Origin of the sequence: Bacillus sp. OxB-1, from assembly GCF_000829195.1 — a bacterium.
Lineage (GTDB): Bacteria > Bacillota > Bacilli > Bacillales_A > Planococcaceae > Sporosarcina.
Map to the genome: position 1 here is coordinate 1738189 of NZ_AP013294.1, position 24625 is coordinate 1762813.

The 24625-nt window shown below is 49.8% G+C and carries 26 protein-coding genes; 23 read left to right on the plus strand and 3 right to left on the minus strand.

Features of this window, described 5'->3' with window-relative positions:
* The first annotated feature begins 24 nt into the window (after positions 1-24).
* Positions 25-885: a glycerophosphodiester phosphodiesterase gene (locus OXB_RS08530; RefSeq protein ID WP_041073450.1), complete on the plus strand. Its 861-nt coding sequence runs from the start codon at positions 25-27 to the stop codon at positions 883-885.
* A gap of 42 nt (positions 886-927) precedes the next feature.
* On the opposite strand, the gene yhfH (OXB_RS18400) is transcribed toward OXB_RS08530, so the two are convergent.
* A complete protein-coding gene (gene yhfH / locus OXB_RS18400; protein WP_084212418.1) occupies positions 928-1053 on the minus strand; it encodes a protein YhfH in 126 nt (41 codons plus the stop codon).
* Positions 1054-1123: 70 nt separating this feature from the next.
* Positions 1124-1249 carry a protein YhfH gene (yhfH, locus tag OXB_RS18215; protein WP_070098198.1) on the minus strand — a complete coding sequence of 42 codons (126 nt, stop codon included), beginning with the start codon at positions 1247-1249 and terminating at the stop codon, positions 1124-1126.
* 175 nt (positions 1250-1424) lie between these two features.
* On the opposite strand from yhfH (OXB_RS18215), the gene OXB_RS08535 reads away from it, so the two are divergent.
* The 21 genes from OXB_RS08535 (at position 1425) to OXB_RS08640 (ending at position 22966) form a co-directional block, all read left to right on the plus strand.
* Positions 1425-2417 carry a lipoate--protein ligase gene (locus OXB_RS08535; protein WP_041076519.1) on the plus strand — a complete coding sequence of 331 codons (993 nt, stop codon included), beginning with the start codon at positions 1425-1427 and terminating at the stop codon, positions 2415-2417.
* Positions 2418-2748: 331 nt separating this feature from the next.
* Positions 2749-3453, plus strand: coding sequence for a response regulator transcription factor (locus OXB_RS08540; protein WP_041073452.1), 705 nt, complete (start codon positions 2749-2751; stop codon positions 3451-3453).
* The gene (locus tag OXB_RS08545; protein WP_041073454.1) at positions 3450-4502 is read left to right on the plus strand and encodes a sensor histidine kinase; all 1053 of its coding nucleotides are present in this window, start codon (positions 3450-3452) and stop codon (positions 4500-4502) included. Before OXB_RS08540 ends, OXB_RS08545 begins: the two co-directional genes overlap by 4 nt.
* Positions 4453-5235: an ABC transporter ATP-binding protein gene (locus OXB_RS08550; protein WP_041073456.1), complete on the plus strand. Its 783-nt coding sequence runs from the start codon at positions 4453-4455 to the stop codon at positions 5233-5235. Before OXB_RS08545 ends, OXB_RS08550 begins: the two co-directional genes overlap by 50 nt.
* The gene (locus OXB_RS08555; protein WP_041073458.1) at positions 5207-7135 is read left to right on the plus strand and encodes an FtsX-like permease family protein; all 1929 of its coding nucleotides are present in this window, start codon (positions 5207-5209) and stop codon (positions 7133-7135) included. The genes OXB_RS08550 and OXB_RS08555 overlap by 29 nt, the downstream gene beginning before the upstream one ends.
* Before the next feature lie 771 nt (positions 7136-7906).
* Positions 7907-9460 (plus strand): fatty acid--CoA ligase family protein, encoded by a 1554-nt coding sequence (locus tag OXB_RS08565; RefSeq protein ID WP_041073463.1) that lies wholly within the window; start codon positions 7907-7909, stop codon positions 9458-9460.
* Positions 9461-9765: 305 nt separating this feature from the next.
* Positions 9766-10320 (plus strand): RNA polymerase sigma factor, encoded by a 555-nt coding sequence (locus OXB_RS08570; RefSeq protein WP_041073465.1) that lies wholly within the window; start codon positions 9766-9768, stop codon positions 10318-10320.
* Positions 10313-11062 carry a hypothetical protein gene (locus OXB_RS08575; RefSeq protein WP_041073467.1) on the plus strand — a complete coding sequence of 250 codons (750 nt, stop codon included), beginning with the start codon at positions 10313-10315 and terminating at the stop codon, positions 11060-11062. The genes OXB_RS08570 and OXB_RS08575 overlap by 8 nt, the downstream gene beginning before the upstream one ends.
* Before the next feature lies 1 nt (position 11063).
* On the plus strand, positions 11064-11936 hold the full coding sequence (locus OXB_RS08580) for an ABC transporter ATP-binding protein (protein WP_041073469.1): 873 nt from the start codon (positions 11064-11066) through the stop codon (positions 11934-11936).
* Positions 11936-13183: a hypothetical protein gene (locus OXB_RS08585; RefSeq protein ID WP_041073471.1), complete on the plus strand. Its 1248-nt coding sequence runs from the start codon at positions 11936-11938 to the stop codon at positions 13181-13183. Before OXB_RS08580 ends, OXB_RS08585 begins: the two co-directional genes overlap by 1 nt.
* A gap of 18 nt (positions 13184-13201) precedes the next feature.
* The gene (locus OXB_RS08590) at positions 13202-14329 is read left to right on the plus strand and encodes an ABC transporter permease (protein ID WP_041073473.1); all 1128 of its coding nucleotides are present in this window, start codon (positions 13202-13204) and stop codon (positions 14327-14329) included.
* Between the two features lie 295 nt (positions 14330-14624).
* On the plus strand, positions 14625-15008 hold the full coding sequence (locus tag OXB_RS08595) for an AbrB/MazE/SpoVT family DNA-binding domain-containing protein (RefSeq protein ID WP_041073475.1): 384 nt from the start codon (positions 14625-14627) through the stop codon (positions 15006-15008).
* Positions 15001-15336, plus strand: a complete 336-nt coding sequence (locus tag OXB_RS08600) for a type II toxin-antitoxin system RelE/ParE family toxin (protein WP_041073477.1) — start codon at positions 15001-15003, stop codon at positions 15334-15336. The genes OXB_RS08595 and OXB_RS08600 overlap by 8 nt, the downstream gene beginning before the upstream one ends.
* Positions 15337-15439: 103 nt before the next feature.
* Positions 15440-17419 carry a S9 family peptidase gene (locus OXB_RS08605; RefSeq protein WP_041073479.1) on the plus strand — a complete coding sequence of 660 codons (1980 nt, stop codon included), beginning with the start codon at positions 15440-15442 and terminating at the stop codon, positions 17417-17419.
* 12 nt (positions 17420-17431) lie between these two features.
* Entirely contained in the window at positions 17432-17779 is a 348-nt protein-coding gene (locus OXB_RS08610) for a hypothetical protein (RefSeq protein ID WP_041073481.1), read from the plus strand.
* Positions 17776-18327, plus strand: coding sequence for an SF0329 family protein (locus OXB_RS08615; RefSeq protein ID WP_041073482.1), 552 nt, complete (start codon positions 17776-17778; stop codon positions 18325-18327). The genes OXB_RS08610 and OXB_RS08615 overlap by 4 nt, the downstream gene beginning before the upstream one ends.
* 228 nt (positions 18328-18555) lie before the next feature.
* Positions 18556-19290 carry an ABC transporter ATP-binding protein gene (locus OXB_RS08620; RefSeq protein WP_041073485.1) on the plus strand — a complete coding sequence of 245 codons (735 nt, stop codon included), beginning with the start codon at positions 18556-18558 and terminating at the stop codon, positions 19288-19290.
* Positions 19287-20315: an ABC transporter permease gene (locus tag OXB_RS08625; RefSeq protein WP_041073487.1), complete on the plus strand. Its 1029-nt coding sequence runs from the start codon at positions 19287-19289 to the stop codon at positions 20313-20315. Before OXB_RS08620 ends, OXB_RS08625 begins: the two co-directional genes overlap by 4 nt.
* 9 nt (positions 20316-20324) lie before the next feature.
* A complete protein-coding gene (locus OXB_RS08630; RefSeq protein WP_041073489.1) occupies positions 20325-20972 on the plus strand; it encodes a TetR/AcrR family transcriptional regulator in 648 nt (215 codons plus the stop codon).
* 124 nt (positions 20973-21096) lie between these two features.
* Entirely contained in the window at positions 21097-22539 is a 1443-nt protein-coding gene (aspA, locus tag OXB_RS08635; protein ID WP_041073491.1) for an aspartate ammonia-lyase, read from the plus strand.
* Between the two features lie 109 nt (positions 22540-22648).
* Entirely contained in the window at positions 22649-22966 is a 318-nt protein-coding gene (locus OXB_RS08640; protein WP_052483931.1) for a late competence development ComFB family protein, read from the plus strand.
* Positions 22967-23233: 267 nt separating this feature from the next.
* On the opposite strand, the gene OXB_RS08645 is transcribed toward OXB_RS08640, so the two are convergent.
* Entirely contained in the window at positions 23234-24046 is an 813-nt protein-coding gene (locus OXB_RS08645; RefSeq protein ID WP_041073493.1) for a flagellin, read from the minus strand.
* A gap of 115 nt (positions 24047-24161) precedes the next feature.
* Here OXB_RS08645 and OXB_RS18405 point away from each other — a divergent pair, with 115 nt between their 5' ends.
* A complete protein-coding gene (locus OXB_RS18405; protein WP_041073495.1) occupies positions 24162-24551 on the plus strand; it encodes a flagellar protein FliS in 390 nt (129 codons plus the stop codon).
* Positions 24552-24625: the final 74 nt, after the last annotated feature.

Consider the following 24625-nt stretch of genomic DNA (forward strand, 5'->3'; position numbering starts at 1 on the left):
GAATGAATAGAAAGAGGTGGGGAGATGAGAAAGAGAGTTTTTAGTCGAATGATTCTACTGATCCTCCTTCTGGGAGGCTGTGGTCTGCACAAGGTGTCCGGCCCGATGCCCGATGATGAATTTCTTGTCATTGCACATCGGGGAGCGTCGGCGTATTTGCCGGAGAACACATTGGAGGCTTTTTCCTTAGCAGAGAAATTGGATGCGCCTTACATTGAGTTGGATATCCATCTGACGAAAGATGGGGAAATGGTCGTCATGCATGATGATGACGTGTCGGAAACGACGGAGGCGAACGGGGAGATTGCGGGTTTCACTTTGGCGGAATTGAAACGGTTGTCGGTGGATGCGCGGGACGGCAAAATCGCGGTGAGCGGTCCGGAAGACGCGTTCGCGGTGCCGACCTTGAAGGAAGTGTTCGACCAATTTGGCGATCAGATGAATTATGTCGTGGAGCTCAAAGATCCGGGACAGTACCCGGGAATTGAGGAGAAGCTCGTGGCTTTATTGAAACAGTATGAACTGATTGGATTCGATGAGTCAGGACGTCCGAAGGCGGTTGTCCATTCGTTCAGTGAAAAGGGGCTGAAGCGGGTGCATGAATTGGAACCCGCAATCCCGTTGTTGCAATTGATCTCCTTTGATGAGGACGAAGAGGCGAAGCTGTCCGACAAAAAGGTGAAGGACTTGCGCAAGTACGCAGCGGGCGTCGGAATCAGCTACGAAGCGTTGACTCCTCCGTTTGTCAATGAGATGCACAGGCAGGACCTCGTCGTGTACGCCTATACGGTCAATGACGCGGAGGCTGCGTTGAAGATGAAGTCGATGGGGGTCAATGGCATCCATACCGATCATCCGGATTTATTGAAGAATAGCGGAAAATGAAAAAACAGCTGCAGGCGGATGTCCTGCAGCTGTTTATTAATCTCATAGAATATTGCAAGCGTCGCATTTGTTGCCGTAGCACTCGTGCTGCTCTTCAATTTCTTCTCCGCATGATACGCAGATTTTCGTTGGCAGGTTTTTAAAGAATTCGATGATGTTTGTGATCATAATAAGTCGCTCCCTTTTCGTTTCAAATTTCCGTGTATAGGTACAGTCGTTTCACTGGCAAAGTTGTAAGTTAGAGAATGTTGCAAGAATCGCATTGATTCCCGTAGCATTCATGTTGTTCCTCGATTTCCTCACCACAAGATGTGCAGACTTTTGCGGGTAGGTTCTTGAAAAATTCGATGACGTTTTCGAGCATAGCTCTCATCTCCTCTCGTGGTTTGTTGTATAACTCTCGTTGTTATTAGTAGTGTATTATAACAGCGTATGGAATGTCAACGGTTTTTTTAATTATTTCTGAAAAGTTTTGAAAGAGGTGCTTTTCAGGTCGGGATGGTAAAATGGAGGTACTACCGATAGAAGGAGCGATGATCTTGTATTTCGTTGATAATAAAGGGATTACTGATCCGCGCATCAACCTGGCGATCGAGGAGTATGTGTTGAAAACGATGGATGTTGAGAAGGATGCGTTCCTGCTGTTCTATATTAATGAACCGTCGATCATCATCGGGAGAAACCAGAACACTGTGGAAGAGATCGACACGGAATACGTGGATGCGAACGGAATCCATGTCGTGCGCCGTCTGTCCGGCGGGGGAGCGGTGTATCATGACCTCGGCAACTTGAATTTCAGCTTCATCACAAAAGATGACGGGGAATCATTCCGGAATTTCAAGAAATTCACGGAGCCTGTCGTGAAAGCGTTGGCCGAGCTGGGCGTAGTGGCGAAATTGGAAGGGCGCAATGATATTTTGATTGACGGCCGGAAGATATCAGGGAATGCCCAGTTTGCAACGAATGGAAGAATGTTCAGCCATGGGACGTTGCTGTTTGATACAGAAATGGATCGCGTTGTTAAAGCGTTGCGGGTGCGAAAGGATAAAATCGAATCGAAGGGCATCAAGTCGATTCGCAGCCGGGTTGCGAACATTTCGGAATTCTTGCCGGAGCCGATGACGATTGAGCAGTTCCGGATGGAAATTCTGAAGTCGATTTTCGGCGGAGAGGAAAACATCCAATATGCGGAGCTGACAGAAGAGGATTGGGGGAAAATCCATGAGCTTTCCGCGGAACGCTATGCGAATTGGGATTGGAACTATGGCAAATCGCCGAAGTTCAATATGCAGCATTCCCACCGATTCCCGGTCGGGAGCTTGGATATCCGCCTGCAAGTGAACAAAGGTTTAATTGAAGATGCTCATATTTACGGAGACTTTTTCGGCGTCGGCGAAGTCGCGGTGATCGAGGATAGCCTGAAGGGCGTCCAATACGACCGCAAAGCGATCAGCGAAGCGTTGAACCATGTCGACATCCCGATGTATTTGGGCGGCATTACGAAGGAAGAGTTTTTGCAGTTGATTTATTGATAGGATTTGGAAACGCCCGGCGGTTGCCGGGCGTTTTGAATTGGGCGAGACGGCGGTTGAGGGTGGCTCGCTCGTTGTGCGGTGCTCATAAGTCCTGTTCATTCGCTCATATTCGTGCTCTTGCGCTTATAACCCGTGTTCCCCCGCTTATACCTCATGGCCCCGCGCCCAAAAGCCGTGTCTCCGCGCCCGTAACACAGTTCCCCCGCCCATACTCATGCACCCCCGCCCCCATCCCACTCCGATTCCCACTCACCCCCATCCATCTCCCAATACAAACCAACCCGCGATATACGTTATACTAGAGGGAGAGTGAAAGGGGATTTGGAAGATGGAGAATCAGCGGATTTTCATTGTGGAAGACGATCGTAAAATTGCGCAGTTGTTGGCGGATACGTTGCGGAAATATCAATATGACGTGGCGGTGATCGAGGATTTCGACCGCGTGGCGGAAGAGTGCTTGGCTTTTGATCCGCATTTGATTTTGTTGGATATCAATTTGCCGTCGTACGACGGGTATTATTGGTGCCGTCAGTTGCGCCAGCATACGACGTGTCCGATTCTGTTCATTTCCGCGAGGTCGGGGGATATGGATCAGGTGTTTGCGCTGGAGAATGGCGGCGATGACTTCATTACGAAACCTTTCCATTACGAAATCGTCCTTGCCAAGATAAGAAGCCATTTGCGCCGTTCATTCGGGGAATACGCGCCGAATCAAAGCGAACGGACTGTGAAACTGGGCTTGTTGACTTTATATATCGAGCGGATGGAATTGCATCTCCGCGACCAAGTCGTGCCGCTTCAGAAGAAGGAGTGCATCGTGCTGAACTTGCTGTTGGAGGCGTCGCCGAAAGTGGTGTCCCGCGAAACGTTGTTGGAGGAACTTTGGGACGATCAGACGTTTGTTGATGAAAACACGTTGAATGTCAATATGACGCGGGTACGGAAAAAACTGGCCGATTACGGCATCCGCTCCTCGATCGAAACGGTGCGGGGGGCGGGCTATCGGCTGCTGCTCGCGCCGGAGGAAGCATGAAAAAGATCACTCTTTTCTTGCGGGACCATGTATCATTCCTCGTTTTTCAAATGGTCCTCGTCCTGTTCATCTTGCTGCTGTATTGGCTGGACGGCTTCCGGAACTATAACACAGCCATTTATTCCATCAGCATCAGCGTCTTGCTGACGGCAGGCTATTTGGCTGGCAAACTGATCATGCGGCGGTCGTTCTATGCGGCGATCACGCGAAAGCCGGTGAAGATGGAGGATGCGCTGATCCGGCATGTCCAGACGCCGGAACATCGGCAGACGACGGAGTTCACCCGCCAATTGTACAAGCTGTATCAGGCGGAAGTGCAGGCGCTGTACGCGTCGCAGCATCGACAGCTGCATTTCATGAACCAGTGGGTGCATCAGATGAAGACACCGATCTCCGTCATCGGCCTGCTGTTACAGGAGGAAGGCGAATTGGACCGGGCCAGTATCGGGGAGGAAGTGGAGAAAATCCGTCGGGGCTTGGAGTCGGTGCTCGTCAACGCGCGGTTGGAGACGTTTGAGGAAGATATGCGGATCGAGCGGGTCCCTCTCTTGAACCTCGTGCAGGAACTTGTGACGGAACATAAGCGGCTGTTCATTGCCAACGGGGTGTTTCCAGTCATTTCAATCGGTTCGGATTTTGTCGTGGCGACCGACGCGAAATGGATGAAGATTGTCATTGGGCAGTTCATCACGAATGCGGTCAAATATACGTTTGATAAAGGGAAACGAGTCTTCCTGACGGCAGAAAAAGTGGAAGCGGGCGTGAAACTTTCCATCCGGGATGAAGGGGTCGGGATTCCGGCATCCGATCTAAAACGGGTGACGAAAGCTTTTTTCACTGGAGAAAACGGCCGGTTAACCGGAGAATCAACAGGAATGGGCCTCTATATCGCGTCGGAAGTATGTGAGCGGTTGGGACATCTGTTGACGATGGAGTCGGAACTTGGAATTGGAACGACGGTGTCGATTGTGTTCGAAAACGGAGGAGGTGGAGCGGTTGATGGAGCGAAGACCAATCGTCGACTTGACGGAAGTGACGAAGATCTATGAAAGCAAAGTGATGCACCGGGCGTTGAACCGCTTGGACTTTGAAGTGGAAGAAGGGGAGTTCGTCGCCGTGATGGGTCCTTCGGGGAGCGGCAAGACGACGCTGCTGAACCTCATTTCGACAATCGACGTGCCAACATACGGCCGGGTAGTGATCGACGGCATCGAGCCAGAAACGTTAGGGTCGAATGAACTCGCCCTGTTCAGGCGACGCAATCTCGGGTTCGTTTTCCAGGATATCAACCTGCTCCATATGCTGACGGTGGAAGAGAACCTCGTGCTGCCGCTCACATTGGACGGCTTGTCGCTGCAAGAGATGGAAGGTCGGGTCGAGGAGTTAGCGAAACGCCTGGATCTGACAGCCATTCTGAATCGGCGCCCGGATGAATTATCGGGGGGACAGGCACAACGGACGGCGATTGGTCGGGCGTTGATCCATAAGCCGAAAATCATTTTGGCGGATGAACCGACAGGTAATCTGGATTCAAAATCGGCAAAGGATGTTCTCGAACTGTTGGGAGGCATCAACGAGTCTGAAAAAACGACGGTCATCATGGTGACACATGATCCCATTGCCGCAAGTTATTGCGACCGTGTATTGTTCATCAAAGACGGCGAATTTTTCAATGAAATCTATAAAGATGAGCGGAGACGGACGTTTTTCCAACGCATTTTAAATGTGCTGTCTCTTCTCGGGGGGGATGTCCATGATCTTTCGTCAGTTCGCTTACCGTAACGTCGTCCGGAACAGCCGGATCTACGCAGCATTTTTTATGGCGAGCGTCTTTTCGGTCATGGTCTTTTTCCTCTATTCGATGTTGCTGTTCCACCCGTCCATCGAAAACCGGTTTGTCCAGGAGATTGCCAAATCGGGGATGATCACCGCTCAAATCATCCTCTATATTTTCACGTTGTTTTTCTTGTTTTATTCGATGCGGGCCTTTTTGCAGGCGCGTACGAAGGAATTCGGCATTTTGCTCCATTTGGGAATGGCGAAAAAGCAATTGCACCGTCTCATTTTTATCGAAACGATGATCATCGGGACAGGATCCATCTTGGCGGGGACGTTCCTTGGCTATATGTTTTCCAAGTTCTTCTTTATGATTGTGAAAAACATTGTCATGCTGCCAGCGTTGCCTCTGTACCTTTCCTGGAAGCCATTCGCTTTGACGGTCGGGGTTTTCCTAAGTTTGTTCGTGATCATTTCGTGGGTTGCGCCGATTTTCATTCGGACCGGGCAAGTGGCGGATCTTCTCCAACATGAAATAGGGGAAGCGGATGGTTACAGTCCTGCTCGGGCGTACATCGGTATTTTGTTGTTGGTATTGTCCTATACGATGGCTGCGTTGACATCGCATTCGATTGTCATCGGGCTCCTCTTTTTATTGCCGCCGCTAGCAACGATCGGGACGTACTTGTTTTTCACGGATTCCTTGCCGATGGTGCTTCATAAAATCCGAAGACGGAAGCGGCTCTATTGGCATCATTTCTGGTTGCTCTCCATTTCGGAGGGCGTCGTCCGGCTACGGGAAAATGCCCGGATGTTTTTCATTGTCTCTATCGTGTCGACCATTGCGTTCATGTCGGTCGGGATTTTGGCCTCCCTCACTTCATTCGCCTCGCAGTACCGGGAAATGCACCCGCTCGGCTTGGTTTATAAGAGTGAAATCGGGAATGAACTCGAAGGTGAGCATATGAAGCGGCTCGTCAGGGAGTTGCACGAGGAGGAGATCGAGTATTCGCTCGTCAAATTCGATGTGCTGGAGCAGAAGTCTTCCTTCACCAATAACTCGGTTAGAATTCTAAAACAATCGGATATCGATTTGCTCGCCGGATCATTCGACTATGAAGCGATGGACTTAGAAAAAGGAGAAGCGCTCTTTTTGCCGCCGTCGATCTCTTCATACGAGCAGTTGGCAGATCGGCGGGTCCAGACAGTTTTGGAAGAGAGCGGGGTCCAGGTGGAAATCGTGGGGGCCTATCCGCATCATTTATTTTCCGCTTATTCGATGGGGATGAATGCCATCATTTTGAACGATGTGGATTATAATATCGTGGCGGATAGCGGGCCGGCAAAGGAATTGAAGGCGTTTACCTATTATGCGTTCAATGTGCCGGAATGGCAGGAGACGAAAAACGTCGGGCTGCTCATCGAGGCGAGGGCGACGGACTCTTTCCTATCCGGGACGAGCGACCAATTGTTGTATTCCTTTGAAAATCCGGGTTTGAATTACTCGGTCATCCGGACGACCTTCTCGTTATTGCTGTTCATCGGGCTGCTGCTCGCAGCGGTATTTTTCCTGGCAGCTGGGAGTTTCATCTATTTCCGGCTCTATACATCGCTCGATCGCGACCGGAAACAGTTCGACGTCCTCCGCCGAATGGGCATCACCGACCGGGAAGTGAAGAAAGTCGTCAACCGGCAGCTCATCCCACAATTCTTCTTCCCGTGGGGCGTGGCATTCGCCCACAGCTCCTTCGCGTTCCTGTCCTTGCAAGTGATCTGGGACGCCCTTGCCGAAATCTCGATCGTCAAGGAACTCACCATCGTCCTCGCCGGCTTCGCCGTTATGCAAGTGCTCTATTTCTACCTGATCCGCTGGCGCTATTTGGTTCATATTAAAGCGGCGGGTTGAATGAAGAGCAGGTGGGCCTGCCCCGGATGCCGGCACGGGACGCCCCATCCGTGCCCTACATCCCTAGGGCACGCTCATAAGCCATAGTTGTCCGCCCATAGGTTGGTGTTCCGCGCTCATAAGTCAGGATTGTCCGTCCATAAGTTGGTGGTCCGCGCTCATAAGTCGTGGTTGTCCGCTCATAATTTGGTGCTCCGCGCTCATAAGTCGTGGTTGCCCGCTCATAAGTTGGTGGTCCGCGCCCATAAGTCGTGGTTGCCCGCTCATAAGTTGGTGCCCCGCGCTCATAAGTCGTGGTTGTCCGCCCATAAGTTGGTGCTCCGCGCTCATAAGTCAGGATTGTCCGCTCATAGGTTGGTGGTCCGCGCTCATAAGTCGTGGTTGCCCGCTCATAAGTTGGTGCTCCGCGCCCATAAGTCGTGGTTGTCCGCCCATAAGTTGGTGCTCTGCGCCCATAAGTCGTGGTTGCCCGCTCATAAGTCGTGGTTGCCCGCCCATAAGTCAGGATTGTCCGCCCATAAGTTGGTGCTCCACGCTCATAAGTCAGGAGTGACCGCCCATAAGTAGGTGCTCCGCGCCCATAAGCCGTGGTTGTCCGCTCATAACCCGCCTGTTACTATATTAATATAAAAGGAATTCTAACAAGCTGCTATTTCATCATTTCCCTCAAGCACTTAAAAAGAGAAGGTTGTATTTTCTGAACTTTTCTTATATAATAATCCTGATGTATAAATGAATGACTGTTCATTCAATGATAAAGGGGATGAGGAGATGAATTTAGTTTCACGGGTACAGGAGACAGCGATGACAAAACCTGGGAAGACGGCGTACCATTTCATGGGGAAAGATACATCGTATGCCGAGTTTGATCAATCTGTCTCCATGTTTGCTTCGGCGCTGCAGGATTTGGGTGTCGGGAAAGGGGACCATGTCGCATTTCTTCTTGGGAATACGCCGCATTTTTTGATTTCGCTTTATGCGACGATGCGAATCGGGGCTACGGCCATTCCGGTGAATCCGATTTATACACCGGATGAGATTTCCTACATTTTACATAACAGTGACGCCAAGGCAGTCATCGCGCTCGATCTGTTATTGCCGCTCGTCGAACAAGCGGCGGGCAATTTTCCGGCGATTGCCCACTATATCATTTGTGAAACCGAACCGGACACTCCAGCAAAGTTGGCTGCTTTGCCGGATGCGGCGAAGGGAAAAGTCCAGGCTTTTTCAAGTTTGATTGCCAAAGGCCGGCCCGATGTCGACCCGGTTGCCGTTGAGGAAGATGAAACCGCTGTCATCTTGTATACGTCCGGCACGACCGGGCGTCCGAAAGGCGCGATGCTGACGCATAAGAATTTATATTCCAATGCGCGGGATGTCGGTGATTATCTCGGATTCTCTGAAGATGACCGGATTATCGCGACGCTTCCGGTGTTCCACGTGTTCGCGCTGACAGTTGTCGTCAATGCACCGCTTTTGATGGGGGCCACCATTCTCCTCGTTCCGAAATTTTCGCCGGCCGATGTGTTCGCCATCGCGATGCAACAGCAGGCGACCGTCTTCGCCGGGGTACCGACGATGTACAATTTCCTGTATCAATACCCACAAGGCGATCCGGCTGATTTCGGGAGCATCCGTCTGGCAATCTCGGGGGGCTCTTCATTGCCGGTCGCGCTCCTGCATAATTTCGAGGAGAAATTCGACGTCCGGATTTCAGAAGGGTATGGTCTGTCCGAGGCATCGCCGGTTACCTGCTTCAATCCGCTCGACCGCGATCGCGTGCCCGGTTCCATCGGCACATCGATCATCAATGTTGAAAATAAAGTCGTGGACGAATTGGGGAGTGAAGTAGCAGATGGTGTCGTCGGTGAATTGATCGTCCGCGGACCGAATGTCATGAAAGGGTATTATAAAATGCCGGAAGATACGGAAGCGACGATTCGCAACGGCTGGCTTTATACGGGGGATTTGGCAAGGCGTGACGAGGACGGCTATTTCTATATCGTCGACCGGAAGAAAGATCTCGTCATCGTCGGCGGCTACAATGTCTACCCGCGCGAGGTCGAAGAAGTGCTCTTCGCCCATCCGGACATCGTGGAAGCGGCGGTCATCGGCGTGCCCGACCCGGATTTCGGCGAAGCGGTTCACGCGTTCGTAGTGCTGAAGGAAGGCAAAACCGTCGACGCCGAGCAGTTGAACGCCTACTGCGCGGACCGTTTAGCCAAATACAAAATTCCGAAACACTTCGAGTTCTTGGATGAACTGCCGAAGAACACGACCGGCAAGATTTTAAGACGTTCGTTGAAAGAGCATGTGGTGAAATAAAGTGAACCGCCCTGGCAGAAAGATATTCTTCTGCCGGGGCGGTTTTTTTGTGCAGTCATGGGGCGAATCGAAGGTCCAAATTCAGGAATAAAATTGTGAACTTGACGGATATCCATCGAAAAGTGATGGAAATCCGCTGAAAAGTGACGGATTAATGGGCGGAAGTGACAGTTACCTGCCGAGATTTGGCGGATAAAATTGTGCCAAACCGCTCCCCACAAAAAAACTTGCCCGAAATTAAAACTTTTTCCAAACAGTTTCCGAATATACTTAAGAGACGATCATGATGAGCGAGTTGGTGACGTATGGACAGGGAGAAGCGGTGGATTCAGCAGATCCAGAAGAAAGGCAGCGAGTCGGCGGCGAATGCGTTGGTGACGAAATATTATAACGAAATGTTTGCGTTCTGTTACAAACAGACGATAGATGCCGATCTGGCGATGGATCTGACGCAGGAGATTTTCATCAGCGCCCTGCAGTCCATCCGGAATTACGACAAGGCAAAGGCGTCATTCCGGACGTGGCTGTACAAGCTGGCGTCCCATCGGCTCGTCGACTATTACCGATCCAAGAGTTACCGATACGCCCAACTGGAGCAATCCATTGACGAATTCGAGTTCGAAGATGACTATGACCTCGCCAGTTCGCTCGAGCTCAAGGAGGACTACGAAAAGATCGGGGCGCTCATCAATGAATTGGACGCCCGGTCCCAGCAGATCATCCGGCTTAAATTATTCGGAGATTATACATTGCAAGAAATTGCAACCATCGAAACGATTCCGTTGTCGACAGTGAAAACGAGATATTATGCAGCGCTGAAATTGATTCGCAAAGAAATGAAGGAGGATGCGCATGAATAAAGAAAAATTCAAAGTTCCGATGCCGGATGACCAGATGATCCATTTGCAAGTGGAACAGATCGTCACGAAAGGCCTGCAGCGCAAACCAAGCTTTCCGATCTATCTCAAAACGATGGGCCGGCAAATCGGCATGCGCCATCTGTTCGCTGATCGAGTCGAACTCGGGCTCCTTTTGCTGGCAGCGATTGCCCTGTTCAGCGTCCTGCTCATACCGGCTCGGACGCCGAGCGAAGGCATGTATGCTTCCATCTTTCTGTTGTCGCCAATCGTGTTTCTTGCTTTCTCCCTTTACACCTATCTGAATAAAATCGAGCGGGACACGTATGAAGTCGAGATGTCCTGCAAATTCAATGTCTACCAGGTCATCGCTTTCCGGATGCTCCTATTCAGTGTCGTCTCGATTCTTGTCAACACGCTCCTCATTGCATTGATTGCGTGCGTCCACAAGGACATTAGTTTCTCTCGGGCATTGATGATCTCCCTGACCGCGCTGTTCCTGTTCGCCATCCTCTTCCTCTACGCCTTGATGAGGCGCCGTTCGCTAGTAATGGTGACGATGACGGTTGCAGGTTGGATGGCGGGGAACGGGCTGCTGCATTACGGGGCTCGCGAATCGTACGGAGCACTGCTCATGCAATTGCCTCTGCTCATCTATACCCTCGTCCTAGTCAGCAGTGCCATCCTTTATTGGAAAACCTTGAAACGATTACTTTATTTCCGTCAGATGAAAGGGGCTTTTTAACATGCTCGTTGTGAAAGATGTGACAAAACAGTACGGCGACTTCACAGCCTTGCAGGACATCCACTTGGAATTTTCCAATGGCTTGTACGGTTTGCTCGCTCCGAACGGGGCTGGGAAGACGACGCTCATCAAAATGTTGGCGACGTTGATGTTCCCGACGAAAGGCGAGATTTTATTCAACGGGAACAACATTATCGATATGGATGACGAGTACCGTGATTTGCTCGGCTATTTGCCGCAGCAATTCGGCTATTATAAAAACTATTCACCGAAGCAATACCTTCTCTATTTGGCCGCATTGAAAGGGATCGGTAAGAAAGAGGCGTTGCCAAAAATCACAGATTTGCTCGAGAAGGTTGCATTAGGCGACGTCGCCAATAAGAAAATGAAGAAATTCTCCGGGGGGATGATCCAGCGGGTCGGGATTGCGCAGGCGCTGTTGAACGACCCGAAAATTCTCATCATGGACGAGCCGACTGCCGGATTGGATCCGAAAGAACGGGCGCGTTTCCGTCATTTGCTCACCGATCTGGCACGCGAGAGGCTCGTTATCATTTCTACACATATCGTGTCGGATATCGAATCGATTGCAAATGAAATCATCATGATCAAAAACCAGCGCCTTCTGTATAAGGATTCGGTGGAAGCGATCTGCGGAACGCTGGCGGGCGCCGTGTTCGAAACGACGATGGACTATGCCCAGCTGGAATCGTTTCGGAAACAGCATACGCTATTATCCGAAAAGCAGGAGTATGGGAATATGATTGTCCGGTTCGTACATAAAGGAACGCCCGAGGCCGATTGGGCGCCAGTCCCGCCGCAATTGGAGGACGTCTTCCTCTACGAATATCGAGACAACATCGGAGAAGCGTGATGCGAATTTTTCTAAATGAATGTAGGAAAGCCGCCACGTCCCCGATCCTGATTGCGCTGCTCGTCCTGTTCTGTGCCTATAATATCTTCCTCATCGTCAGTTCATCCAACCATAAAGAGGAATTGAACATCGTCAACGACATCGTCGATACTTACGGCCTCCAAATCACGGCCGCGTCGTTGCAGCAATTTGAAAAAAATGTACAAACCGACCTAACCGAACTGGAGAAGATGACCGGGCAGAAATTCGGCACGGTCCATGACTTCCTCTCCGGCTTGCGCTTTGAAGATCGCGATCGATACAGCGAAGCGGACTGGCAGTTCATCGACCGTCTGCAAATCAAAGAAATGTACCTAGGCATGGCGGAATCCATCGACGAAAGTTACGCGACCATCGACATCGAAGCGCTGGGGGAAGGGGAAGTGAAGAAATATGCCCTGAGCGGCACGGCAGCCAATATTTTACGGAAGGAATACAAAAAGTTCGCCGAGCGATTTGAAGAAATGGTTGGAAATGAAGAACATAAACAGTGGTTCTTTGCTGGGAAAGTGTATTTCATGCACAGTTTCCTTTTCAAAACGGTCTTCTTGCACATCATTATCGAGTCGCTGCTTCTCGTCATTTTGGCAACCGCGCTCATTATGAACTACGAATTTGAAAGCCGGACACATCTCGTCAGCTATGCAACACGACGGGGCCGGAAGCTGGTGAAGGATAAGCTTGCCGCATCGTTGATGATCGCCGCGATACTTACCGCCATCGTGCTGGTCGTCACACTGGTCACGTATTTCATCATTTTCGATTATTCGCATGTGTGGAAGACGTCCATTAGCAGTGCGTTCAATTGGGAGTATAACTTTCCGAATATTGCTTGGTGGGATTTGTCCGTGCGCCAATACTTGGTCGGCGTGATCGGGCTTGTCATGATTGGCATGCTGCTATTTTCAGGTTTGACATCCGCCCTATCCATCGTATTGAAAAACAGCTATGTCGCCTTCTCGCTGATGGCCCTCTTTTTCGTCATCGCGTGGCTCATGCCGGGCTTCATGTCGACTTCATCCAGGCTGCTTTTCATTTCCAGCTATAATCTGTCGACGTTATTGATCGGCATTTCCGGGTCGTTCATGGGAAGCAGCGGGCTGACGATGTTCAAGAACTTTGAATGGATGACAGTCGCTAGCTGGACGATCTTTGCGGTGGCGTTTTGTTTCATTTCAATACAGCGGTTTCGGAAAGAGGATATTTAGGAAAGGGGGCTTCTGAAAATGAGGATTTTATGGAATGAAATGAAGAAAATTTTGACGTGGAAAGCGATGTTGCTGCTGTTTCTTGTTAATAGTGTGCTCTATTTCCTGTTGATTGAGTTTCATATTGAACACTTCCCAAATGGAAGACCGGCGCTGGATTCGTATAGGCTCGGGGTCGAGATGATCGAGAAATATGGCACGGATATGGATGCGGAGGAAATAATCGACTTTAAAAACGAATACGATGCTCGCGTGGAGGAAGCGGACCAGTACTTGCAGGCGAGGCAGGAGTTTGTCGAAGCGGGGCTTGATACATACGACAAACTGATCAACCATGATTGGGACAATCAGGAGCAGAGCGATTTACAGAACCGAATTTTTCACGAGGAACAGGTCGACCTTTTCTGGGAGTTGCAGGATAGAAGAAGACTGGTTGAGTTCCATGAATCAAAGGACGTGATTCCAGATAATCTTTCATCTGAGCAGATACAGCGTATGGAGAAATTATTTGCTGCCGGGAAATTTCAAGTGTACACCGAAATTGTAATGGAAAACTTCCGGACTTTTATTGGGAACGTGGCGATCGCCATCCTGTTCAGCGTCGTCCTCGTCATTTCACCGGTAATCTTGAAAGATCGGATGAGACAGATTGTGCCGTTGCAGTACACTACGAAGAAAGGCCGAAACTTGTACAGGACGAAAATCGTGGCCGGCTTACTCTCCGCCTTCCTGGTCATCACAGGATTGCTGGCGGTCTATTTTGGTATTTATTCATTGAACAATACATCTCCGTTTTTTGACGTGCGGGTGAACACATTTATCGGCCCCGAATCTTGGTATGATCCGACGTTCTTCCAGTATATCGTTTTATGTGCAGCCGCCATTTACGCCATCGGATTAATCAGCGCGTTACTGGCCATGGCGAGCTCAACGGTCGTCCCGAATTTCGTGTCGTTGATCGGAGTGCAAATCCCGATCATCGCAGGAATGCTCATCGTCGGTTTGAAACCAATGCTCCATTTCATCATCGCAATCTTGTATCCGCAATGGTTAGTTCCGCTCGCTTATGTGGCGCTTGTGGTGGTGAGCGTAGTGGTGGTGTGGCGTTTGTGGAGGGGAGAAGGGAAGCGGGATATTGTATTGTGAAATCAGACGAGTGGAAGATATAGGAACGTAAGATTAACTAAAAGATAAATAGGGGAACGCCAGCCCGGGCGAGGTTGGCGTTTTTTTGACAGGGGCGGTAGACGATTTTGATGAGGGCAGTCGTGCCATGAAGGTTTAGTTGATTATCCTTAGTCCATAAAGTTTTATCAGAAAAGACCACTTTCTAAAATGTATTATATAGAATAATGTGTTAGTATAATAAGAACAAGGAAAAGGTTTCTTGGTTCTTGGTCCCTAGTTCAGGGTATAAATTTAAAAGAAGGAGGCATATACTATGGTGTACTTAAAAGATATCTCGGAGGAGAGAACACAGATGAGAGTGCCCAAAAAAATTGCAGTCTCCCGAAAAAGACAAATTACCATACCAATAGATTTCTATGAACAGTTAGAAATTGGTGATGAAGTGATTTGTGAGGTTGTTGACAACAGTTTGGTAATTAGGCCGATCAGCGAGCCTCAAGATTTTAGTGAATACATCTTGCGTGACTTAATTAATGAAGGGTATGAGTCGGGTGAAGAATTATTAAAAGAGTTTTCTTATAGAAAATCTCAAATCAAACCTGCCCTTGAACAAATGATTGCCGAAAGCCGCGATGGGAAAGTTTATTCCAGTCCCGAAGAGTTCTTTAGCGAACTAGATGAGGATGAAGATGAATAGGCAGGTACCCTTGAAACTTGAAATATTACCAAGGGCTAAAAGATTTTTTAAATCAATCAGACGAGACAAAGAATTATCACAAAAGTTTCAAAAACAAATCAAGAATTTACAATTAAATCCATCCTTGGGGACTCTCAAGTCAGGTGATTTAGGTGGAGTGTTTTCAATGGATATTCGACATAACAAGGTTGAATACGAATTAGCTTACTGTGTAGAGCAGTTGGAAGATGGAAAAATACTTCTTATTATTTTGGCGGGAACAAGAGAAAATTTCTATAATGAACTAAAGACATATATGAAAACAACCACAAGATTAAAACGGCATTAAAACAGAGTCCCTGGATAAAATTAGGGACTCTATTTTAATTACAACAAAGGAAACTCTCCCCGCCAAGTCGAAGTCACATAACAGACGAAATGGGGGAATTCATATGAAAAAACGAAAAGTGGCAGCGAAGGATTTGTTCGTGTTGCAGTCGGTTACGAATCCGCGATTATCGCCGGATGGCAAGGCGGCTGTCTTCGTCAAGACGCATATCGATGAGGAACAGAATAAATATGTAGCGAATTTATTCCACATCGATTTAGATACGAACGAAGTGACACAGTGGACACACGGGGGCCAGCGAGTGTCTGCGCCGGCGTGGTCGGCGGATGGGAAGCACATTGCGTTTTTGTCCGATCGCGAGGAGAAGAATCAGTTATACGTCCTTTCCGCAACGGGCGGCGAGGCGCGGAAGTTGACGGCATTTATCAATGGCATTACTTCGTTTCGCTGGTCGCCGTGCGGCAATCAAATCTGGTTCGCGGCCGATGTGCAAAAAGGCAAGTCGTTCACCGATGAGCCTGAAAAACAGGAAGACACAGAAAAGCCGGAACCGGCCCGTGTGACGAAAATGAAATATAAAGCGGATGGCATAGGTTTATTAAAACAGGATGTGTTTCGTCAAATTGGGGTGCTCGATGTGGAGACGGGAACCGCAACACCGTTCACAGAAGGCCATCACCAACATACATTGCATGCGGTTTCGCATGACGGGAAGCGTCTGGTGATCGGTGTCAATCGGCGGGAGAATCAGGATTTTGATTTTCGGCAGCCGTTGGTTATGGTCAATGTGCAGACGAAAGAGGAAACGGTGGTCATCGACGAGGAAGGGGCGTATGGCGACGCACGCTTTTCCTTTGATGACCGGTATATCGCATTTTCGGGAGCGGGTAGTGCGTACAAGAATGCGACCCATGATTGTGTACTCGTCTACGACACGGCAGATGGGACACTTCTGAATTTGACGGAAGGCTTGGACGCACCGGTCGTGGATGCGGTCGTGGCGGATCTGCAGCAGGGGGCAGCTGCGCCGGGTGTCGTTTGGACGAAGGACAACCATTTGTACTACCAATTATCGACGAGGGGCGATGTGCAATTGTACTTTGCTTCGCTCGACGGCGCGCTGTTTCCGGCGACACCGCAAGATGAGCATGTGTACGATTATGACGTTTCGATGGCTGGGGAATTTGCCCTTCTTTGCGTCAGCGATCCGGCGAATCCAGGTGAGTTGGTCAAGCATGTGATTACAACAGGCGAGCGGGAGACGCTTACTTCATTCAATCGGAAGTATGTAGAGGAAACGATACTTGTGGCACCAGAGCAAATTGCCTTCGTGGGACCGGATGGATGGGATGTGCACGGATGGCTCATGAAACCGGCTGACTTTGTGGAAGGCCAGCGCTATCCGCTCGTCGTGGAAATCCACGGCGGCCCGCATACGATGTACGGCCATTCATTTTTCCACGAACTGCAATTTCTGGCGGCGCAAGGCTACGGCGTGTTGTACGTCAATCCGCGGGGCAGTCACGGGTACAGTCAGGCGTTCGTCGACGCAGTGCGGGGCGATTACGGCGGCGGAGATTATGAGGATATCATGGCGGGGCTCTATTTTGTGATGAATGAAAATGAATGGATCGACCCCGACCGGCTCGGGGTAACCGGCGGTAGTTACGGTGGCTTCATGACGAACTGGATCGTCAGCCGGACGAATCAATTCAAAGCCGCGGTGACGCAACGATCGATTTCCAACTGGATCAGCTTCTTCGGCGTGTCCGACATCGGCTATTATTTCAGCGATTGGCAAATTGGTGCTGATATGAAGGACACCGGGAAGCTGTGGGACCGCTCGCCGTTGAAATATGCGGAACGGGTGGAAACACCGTTGCTGATCCTCCATTCGGAAAACGATTTCCGTTGCCCGATCGAACAGGCGGAACAGCTTTTTATCACACTGAAAAGTCTCGGAAAGGAAACCGAATTCGTCCGCTTCCCGGACGCGGATCACAACCTGTCGAGGACCGGGATTCCTAGCCTGCGGATCGCTAGGTTGGAAGAGATTGTTGGGTGGTTTGAAAGGTATTTGTGAGGAGGTAGGGGATTGTCATGGGAAATTGAGAAACTCTCATGGCAAATCCCTGAACTGTCATGGGAATCGTGGAAACTGTCATGGCTCGGTCAAACTGTCATGGGAAATCAGGCAACTGTCATGGCAAATTCTCGAACTGTCATGGGGCCAGTGGAAACTGTCATGGCGTGGCCAAACTGTCATGGGAAATCGGGCAACTCTCATGGCAAATCCCTGAACTGTGATGGGATTTGCGAAAACTGTCATGGCGCGGGCCAACTGTCATGGCAAATCCCCGAACTGTCATGGGGATCGCAAAGACTCTCATGGCCCGGGCATAAACGTCCAAATAAAAAAACTGGAGGTTATCAATCCAAATGAAATGGACTAAATTGAAAAAGTTAGCGGAAGATTGCCTCTGCGATTCATTGAAAGGTCGGGCTACGTACCAACTTGTCGTTCATCGCAAAAGCCATGATCAGACGAGGACGTTCCGAGTGACTCTCGATGGTCACGAAATCTTTCGGGCTTCGGACATCCCGTTTTCGATGGCAGCCAATACACGCGGGATCGAATTAACTGCGGAGCGGCAAATCGATCCGTTGGCATGGGTTGATAATGTGGGGCAACTTTGGCAGTCACCAGAATTGAAACGGCTGCATGCCGCCTATGATGACGCGGAACTCGAGGTGAAGGAGCAGGGGCTGTTCCCTGCATGGGAAATGGTCCCACTTTTATACGAATTCCTTCAACTGCCAATCGAACAGGCGCTGGCACATGAACACCCATTCATACGCGCCATTAGCTTATTGGATCGGCGGGTCGGGAAACGGCGGCTGGCTGGGATAAAACCTGAATTAGAGGAAGCCTTAGTGCGACAATTTTATGAAATCCGGGAAACTGCCGGAAAGGAGACCGTCATTTCTTAATAGAGTGACGGTTTTTGGTTATAAAGTTGTGGAGGTTTTTCGGAAAGGTGTGAGCGTTTCCCTTGAGGGTATGCCAGTTGTCCATCAAGATGTGTGAGTTTCATTCGAGGGGGGATCAGCATAGGGAGCACCTTTTTTTAATAATGAGTGATTACTCACTTTACTACTACCACTACTTCTTTTATAATGGAGTGAGTAATCACTCACTACGTGAAAGGAGCGGATTTTATGCAATCAACCACCAAACCTTGTGTATCCATCCGTAACGTTTCCAAGAGTTTCAAGGATCATCCGGTTCTTCAGGATATCAATCTGGACATTATGCCAGGGGAGATTTTCGGGCTTCTTGGACCGTCAGGAGCGGGGAAGACGACGTTGGTGAAAGAGTTGGCGGGGCTGGACACGCCGACGAGCGGGGAAAATCTTGTCTTTCAGGAAAAGATGCCTTCCTTGCATTTGATAAACCGGATCGGTTATATGGCCCAGTCGGATGCCCTGTACGAAGAACTGTCTGCGAAGGAGAATCTTCAATTTTTTTCGGAGCTGTATGGCTTGAAAGGGAAGAAGCAGGCGCAGCGGATTGATGAGGTGATGGCGCTTGTGCAATTATCCAATGACTTGACGAAATTAGTTTCCAATTATTCAGGTGGCATGAAACGAAGGCTATCCCTCGCCATCGCACTCCTTCATGAGCCGGAGTTGTTGATTCTCGATGAGCCGACGGTTGGCATCGACCCTGTCCTCCGGAAAAGCATTTGGCAGGCGTTTGCCGGTTTGAAAGCGCAAGGGACGACATTGATCGTGACGACGCATGTCATGGACGAGGCGGATAAATGCGATCGGCTTGCGCTCCTTCGGGATGGGAAATTGATCGCGGTCGGGTCGCCGGCTGAATTGAAATCGCAAACGAACACCACGACAATCGAGGAAGCATTCCTCGTCTATGGAGGTGAGGAAGCATGAGAGTCGCGGCACTTGTCAAACGGATTCTACGGCAAATCGTCCGGGATAAACGGACGATCGGGTTGCTCATCTTCGCGCCGATGCTCGTCTTGACGATGTTGTATTTCATTTTCGAAGGCGGAGAATATGAGCCTAAAATAGGTTTGGTGGATGTCCCAGAGATGATTGAACAGCAACTGAATGTCGCAGGGGCGACCCTCACCAATTACAATGATGAAACGGCCGCCAAAGAGCAGCTGGCTAAACAAAAAATAGACGCTTATCTCAAATTCGAAGGGATGTCGCCGTCCCTCGTCGTGGAAGGTAGTGACCCGACGGTGACCGGCGCGACGATGAAATGGTTCCAACAGGCATTGCCGAAACAACCCGGCGGAGGCATGATGCCCGAGCCGCAAGTCGATTTCCTCCATGGCTCAAGCGATATGGGGCAGTTCGATTATTACGGCCCCGTTCTTCTCGGATTTTTCGTGTTCTTTTTCGTTTTTCTCATCGCGGGTGTTTCCTTCCTGCGGGAGCGGACGACCGGGACATTGGAACGATTATTGTCCAGCCCGCTGCGCAAATGGGAAATTGTCGCGGGCTACGTCATCGGCTTTGGTTTATTCACAATGATTCAATCGACATTAATCACCGCCTATGCCATCTACGTGCTCGGCATGGTCATGGAGGGCTCGTTCCTATATGTACTGCTCATCATTTTATTGCTCGCTCTTACGGCGTTGACGCTCGGGATTCTACTCTCCTCCTTTGCCCATAATGAACTGCAAATGATACAATTCATCCCGATTGTCGTCGTGCCGCAAATTTTCTTTTCAGGTTTATTCAACCTTGAAACGATTGCTGGATGGCTAAGCTGGATCAGTCACGTCACGCCGCTGTACTACGCGGCGAATGCCTTGCGCAATGTGATGGTCCGGGGGTATGGTTGGGGAGATATCTATTTGGATCTTTTCGCAATTCTGGGCTTTTCCCTGTTATTCATTGCCATTAATATAATCGCACTGCGCAAATACCGTAAAATGTAAGGAGGACATATGGCTGATCAAAATATGATGGATGAACTGTTCGACAGCGAGATGACGGAAAAGCAAAAACAAATCGTGGTAGCGGCCATTGACATCTTCGCGGAAAAAGGGTTTGCCGCCACATCCACAAACGAAATTGCCAAAAAGGCAGGAGTGGCAGAAGGGACGATTTTCCGTCATTGGAAAACGAAAAAGGATCTCCTTCTGTCCATTGTCAGTCCGATGATGGTGAAAATGCTTGCGCCATTCATTATCAAGGATTTGAATAAAGTGCTAGATCAAGAGTACGCAACGTTCGAAGATTTCGTGCGTGCGATGGTCGAGAATCGGCAAAAGTTTTTGGAGAAAAATATGTCCATCCTTAAAATCCTTCTTCAGGAGATCCCGTTCCACCCGGAATTGCGGGAGCTGTTCATCGAGCACGTCGGCAAGAAAGTGCTCGCCCGATTTATCGAAATCATAGAGCATTACCAGTCGAAAGGGCAGCTCGCCGATTTGCCTGCGACGACCGTCGTCCGGCTTGCCGGTTCCACGATTCTCGGGTATTTCGCAACAAAATACGTCATCGCCCGAAACTCGGACAGTTGGGAGGACGACGTAGAATTGGAGAGGACGATCCGGTTTTTGGTGGATGGTTTGGCAAAACAGGGAATGTAACGGATTTCATTCCCGAAATTCTTCTCGGTTTTGTTGAATTTCCTATGATTATTTCGAAAAACCGATTGTATATCGGGGCGGAAAGGTCTACTATGGACTCATGATAATTCTAGGAGTGACTGAAATGGAACAAGTTGGAAGTTATCGAGTGGAAAAAGACTATATCGGGGAGAAGCAAGTACCGGCTGATGCGTATTACGGCATCCAGACGTTGCGCGCGGTGGAAAACTTCCCGATTACGGGTTATCCAGTGAGTAAGCATCTGATCAAAGCGCTAGCCATCGTAAAGAAATCCGCGGCACAGGCGAACAGCCTGACCGGGCAACTTGACGGCAAGATTGCGCAGGCCATCATCCAGGCGGCTGACGAAATCATCGGGGGCGCGCTGCATGACCAGTTCCTCGTCGATCCGATCCAGGGTGGCGCCGGCACATCGATGAACATGAATGCGAATGAAGTCATCGCGAACCGGGCACTAGAAATCCTCGGCGAGACGAAAGGAAATTATAAAGTCATCAGCCCGAACACCCATGTGAACATGGCGCAATCGACAAATGATGCTTTCCCGACGGCCATCCACATCGCCGTTCTCGATAAAGTGCAAGAATTACTGGACGCAAGTCATGCGCTCCACGAAACGTTCCTGAAGAAAGCAGAAGAATTCCATCCATTGTTGAAAATGGGACGGACGCATTTGCAGGACGCTGTTCCGATTCGACTCGGCCAGGAATTTGAAGCGTACGGCCGCGTGCTAAGCCGGGACATCGCCCGGATCCACGCATCCCGTGAACATCTATATGAAGTGAACATGGGTGCGACTGCGGTCGGAACCGGATTGAACGCGGATCCAATGTACATCGAAAAAGTTGTCCAATTCCTATCCGAAAACAGTGGGTTGGAATTAACATCCGCCGAGCACCTCGTAGATGCGACGCAAAACACGGACGCCTATGTTCAAGTGTCCGCGGCACTTCGCGGCTGCATGATTAATATGTCCAAAATCGCGAACGACTTGCGCCTCATGGCATCCGGACCGCGCACCGGACTTGCGGAAATCGTCCTTCCGGCACGTCAACCGGGCTCTTCCATCATGCCGGGCAAAGTGAATCCAGTCATGGCGGAAGTAATGAACCAAGTCGCTTTCCAAGTCATTGGGAACGACACGACGATCAGCTTGGCATCCGAAGCGGGCCAATTCGAACTAAACGTCATGGAGCCGGTCCTCGTCTTCAACCTATTGCAGTCGATGGACATCATGACGAACGTCTTCACCGTGTTCCGCAACTACTGCTTGGACGGCATCCAAGCGAACGCAGATTTGATGGAAGAATATGTGGATAACAGCATCGGAATCATTACGGCCATCAATCCGCATGTCGGCTACGAGGCGGCGACACAAATCGCGAAAGAAGCTTTGGAAACTGGCCGTCCGATCCGCGACATATGCATCGAACGGGGCATTTTGACGGCGGAAGAACTAGACGTCATTCTGCACCCATACGAAATGACTGAACCGGGCATTTCCGGCAAAGAACTATTGGAGAAAAAAGAACTATTGCGTGTATAAGAGATAGGTAGGAGTGGCTGATTTTGTATTAGCCGCTCTTTTTTAAGGAAAGAAATGGTATAATGAAAAGAGAATTGTGAAACCTTGGATGAAGATGGAGGTTAGGGAAATGGCAATCAAAAATGTCATGGAGGATGTCGTACGGGACGTTCTATTGAAATATGAATCGCAATTGCATTTGACCTGTCGATGTGAACGGTGCCTCGACGACATCATGGCGCTCGCGCTCAACCAGCTGCCCGCACGCTATATCGTCAACTCGGAACTGAGCCCGTACGTCCGGGCGGCCCACGAAACCGACCGCCAAGGCGCGACCACCATCCTCTCCGTCGTCGCCCACGCCGCCGGCCGCGTCTCCGCCAGTCCCCGCTGCGGCAACGCCATCCTAACCGCAACCGACGAAAAACCCCTGACCCAAACGTTATAATATGATAGAAAACAAGCTCTTTTTTAGAAGAGGGGCTTGTTTTTTTGTGGGGTGGGGCGGGAGCGCTGATATTTTGCTGGGACTGCTGATAACTTCGGCCTAGTGCTGATAACTCGTGAGAAGTGCCGATAACATCGCCTGAACGCTGATAACTCGTGGGAAATGCTGATAACCGTGTGTCAGCGCCGATAAATCGTTAGAACCGCTGACAACCGATACCCCATCCAATAAAAAAACACCTTCCCCAAATAGGAAAGGTGCCCATTCTCATCTCGAAAACAACGAAAGCATGTCATTCAGATTTTTATTCACAGAGGAAACGAGTAAATGATCCCCTTTTTGGCGGATATCCAAGTTGACGAACTGCATCATTTCCTTTGCCATATCCGTATCTTCCAACAACGATAGGGATTTCGTCAAATTCGCCTCGAACACCATGGCGTTCGTCAGATGATGCTCGATCGCTTCCATTTGGGAACCGACCTTTGTTAGGTGGCCGGAAATCGTTTTGATTGCGTTATCAATTGTTGTAATTAATTTCTCCGAACTGTCCCGGGTTTCCAAGGAAGCTCCGTCAATCCCCAACTTCACCGTGCTGACATCAATCGTATCAATCGACATCCGCTGTCCTGGATTCGCCCCCACATGGAGAATAATCGGAGCGCGATCGCCCAAAATCTTTTTTGTGTTGAACTCTAGCTTAGTCGATGTATCATCAATTGCCTCGAGGATCTGATCCAACTCTTTCTGTCCCGCTTCCCTGTCACTATCCGTCAGCGTCCCGTTCGCGTTCGCCACCGCCAATTCACGCGCCCGCTGCAACAGACCGTTGACGTTGTTCAGTCCTTCATTCGACGCTTCGAGAACGGAAAGGCCATCCTGCATATTGCTTTGCGCCTGCGAAATGCCGCGGATCTGCGCGCGTATCGTCTCTGAAATCGACAGCCCGGAAGCATTATCGCTCCCCTTTGCAATCTTCAAACCGGTTCCGAGCTTCTGCAAACTCTTCTCGATCTGCGTGTTATTGCGCGTCATCCGCGTTTTCGAAAACGCGATGTTTTCTTGGCTATGTATGCGCATCGTGTCACCCACCTTTTATTCAAAATCAATCATCCGCCCTTTATATCGGCAAATTTTCTTGGAAATGAACGCTTGCCTGCCGATAATAAAGAAAAAGGCATCAGGAGGGAAAAACGTGGATTTCAGGAAAGTCACAAAAGTCTACCAGGAAACGAACGTATCCACGCTCCCCGTTATCGATTACGTTCTCCTCTGTTTGAATGAAGTGCTGCGTAACGTAGAGAGTTACGAAGAATCCGACAGTATCGAGGAACGGAAAGAAGCGCTGGCCAAAGCCCAAACTCTCCTTTTTGAGCTGATGGCCACGGTGGACCATAAAACCGCGGAAGGCGAACGATTGCAAGTCTACTATGCTTATTTGAATCAATGCCTTATCGAAATCCGCATCCACGACACCCCCGGAATGCGGGAACAAGTGTCGCGACAGATCAAAAAATTGATTGACTCGTGGGAAATTGCAAAGGCGGAAACGCGTAGGCAGAAATATACGACGCAGTGGATATAAGGGGATGGCTGTTTCGAGGTTGTCCTGGAATGTAGTGAGGTTGAGGTAACTTGTTTTGATGTTGGTCGCAAACA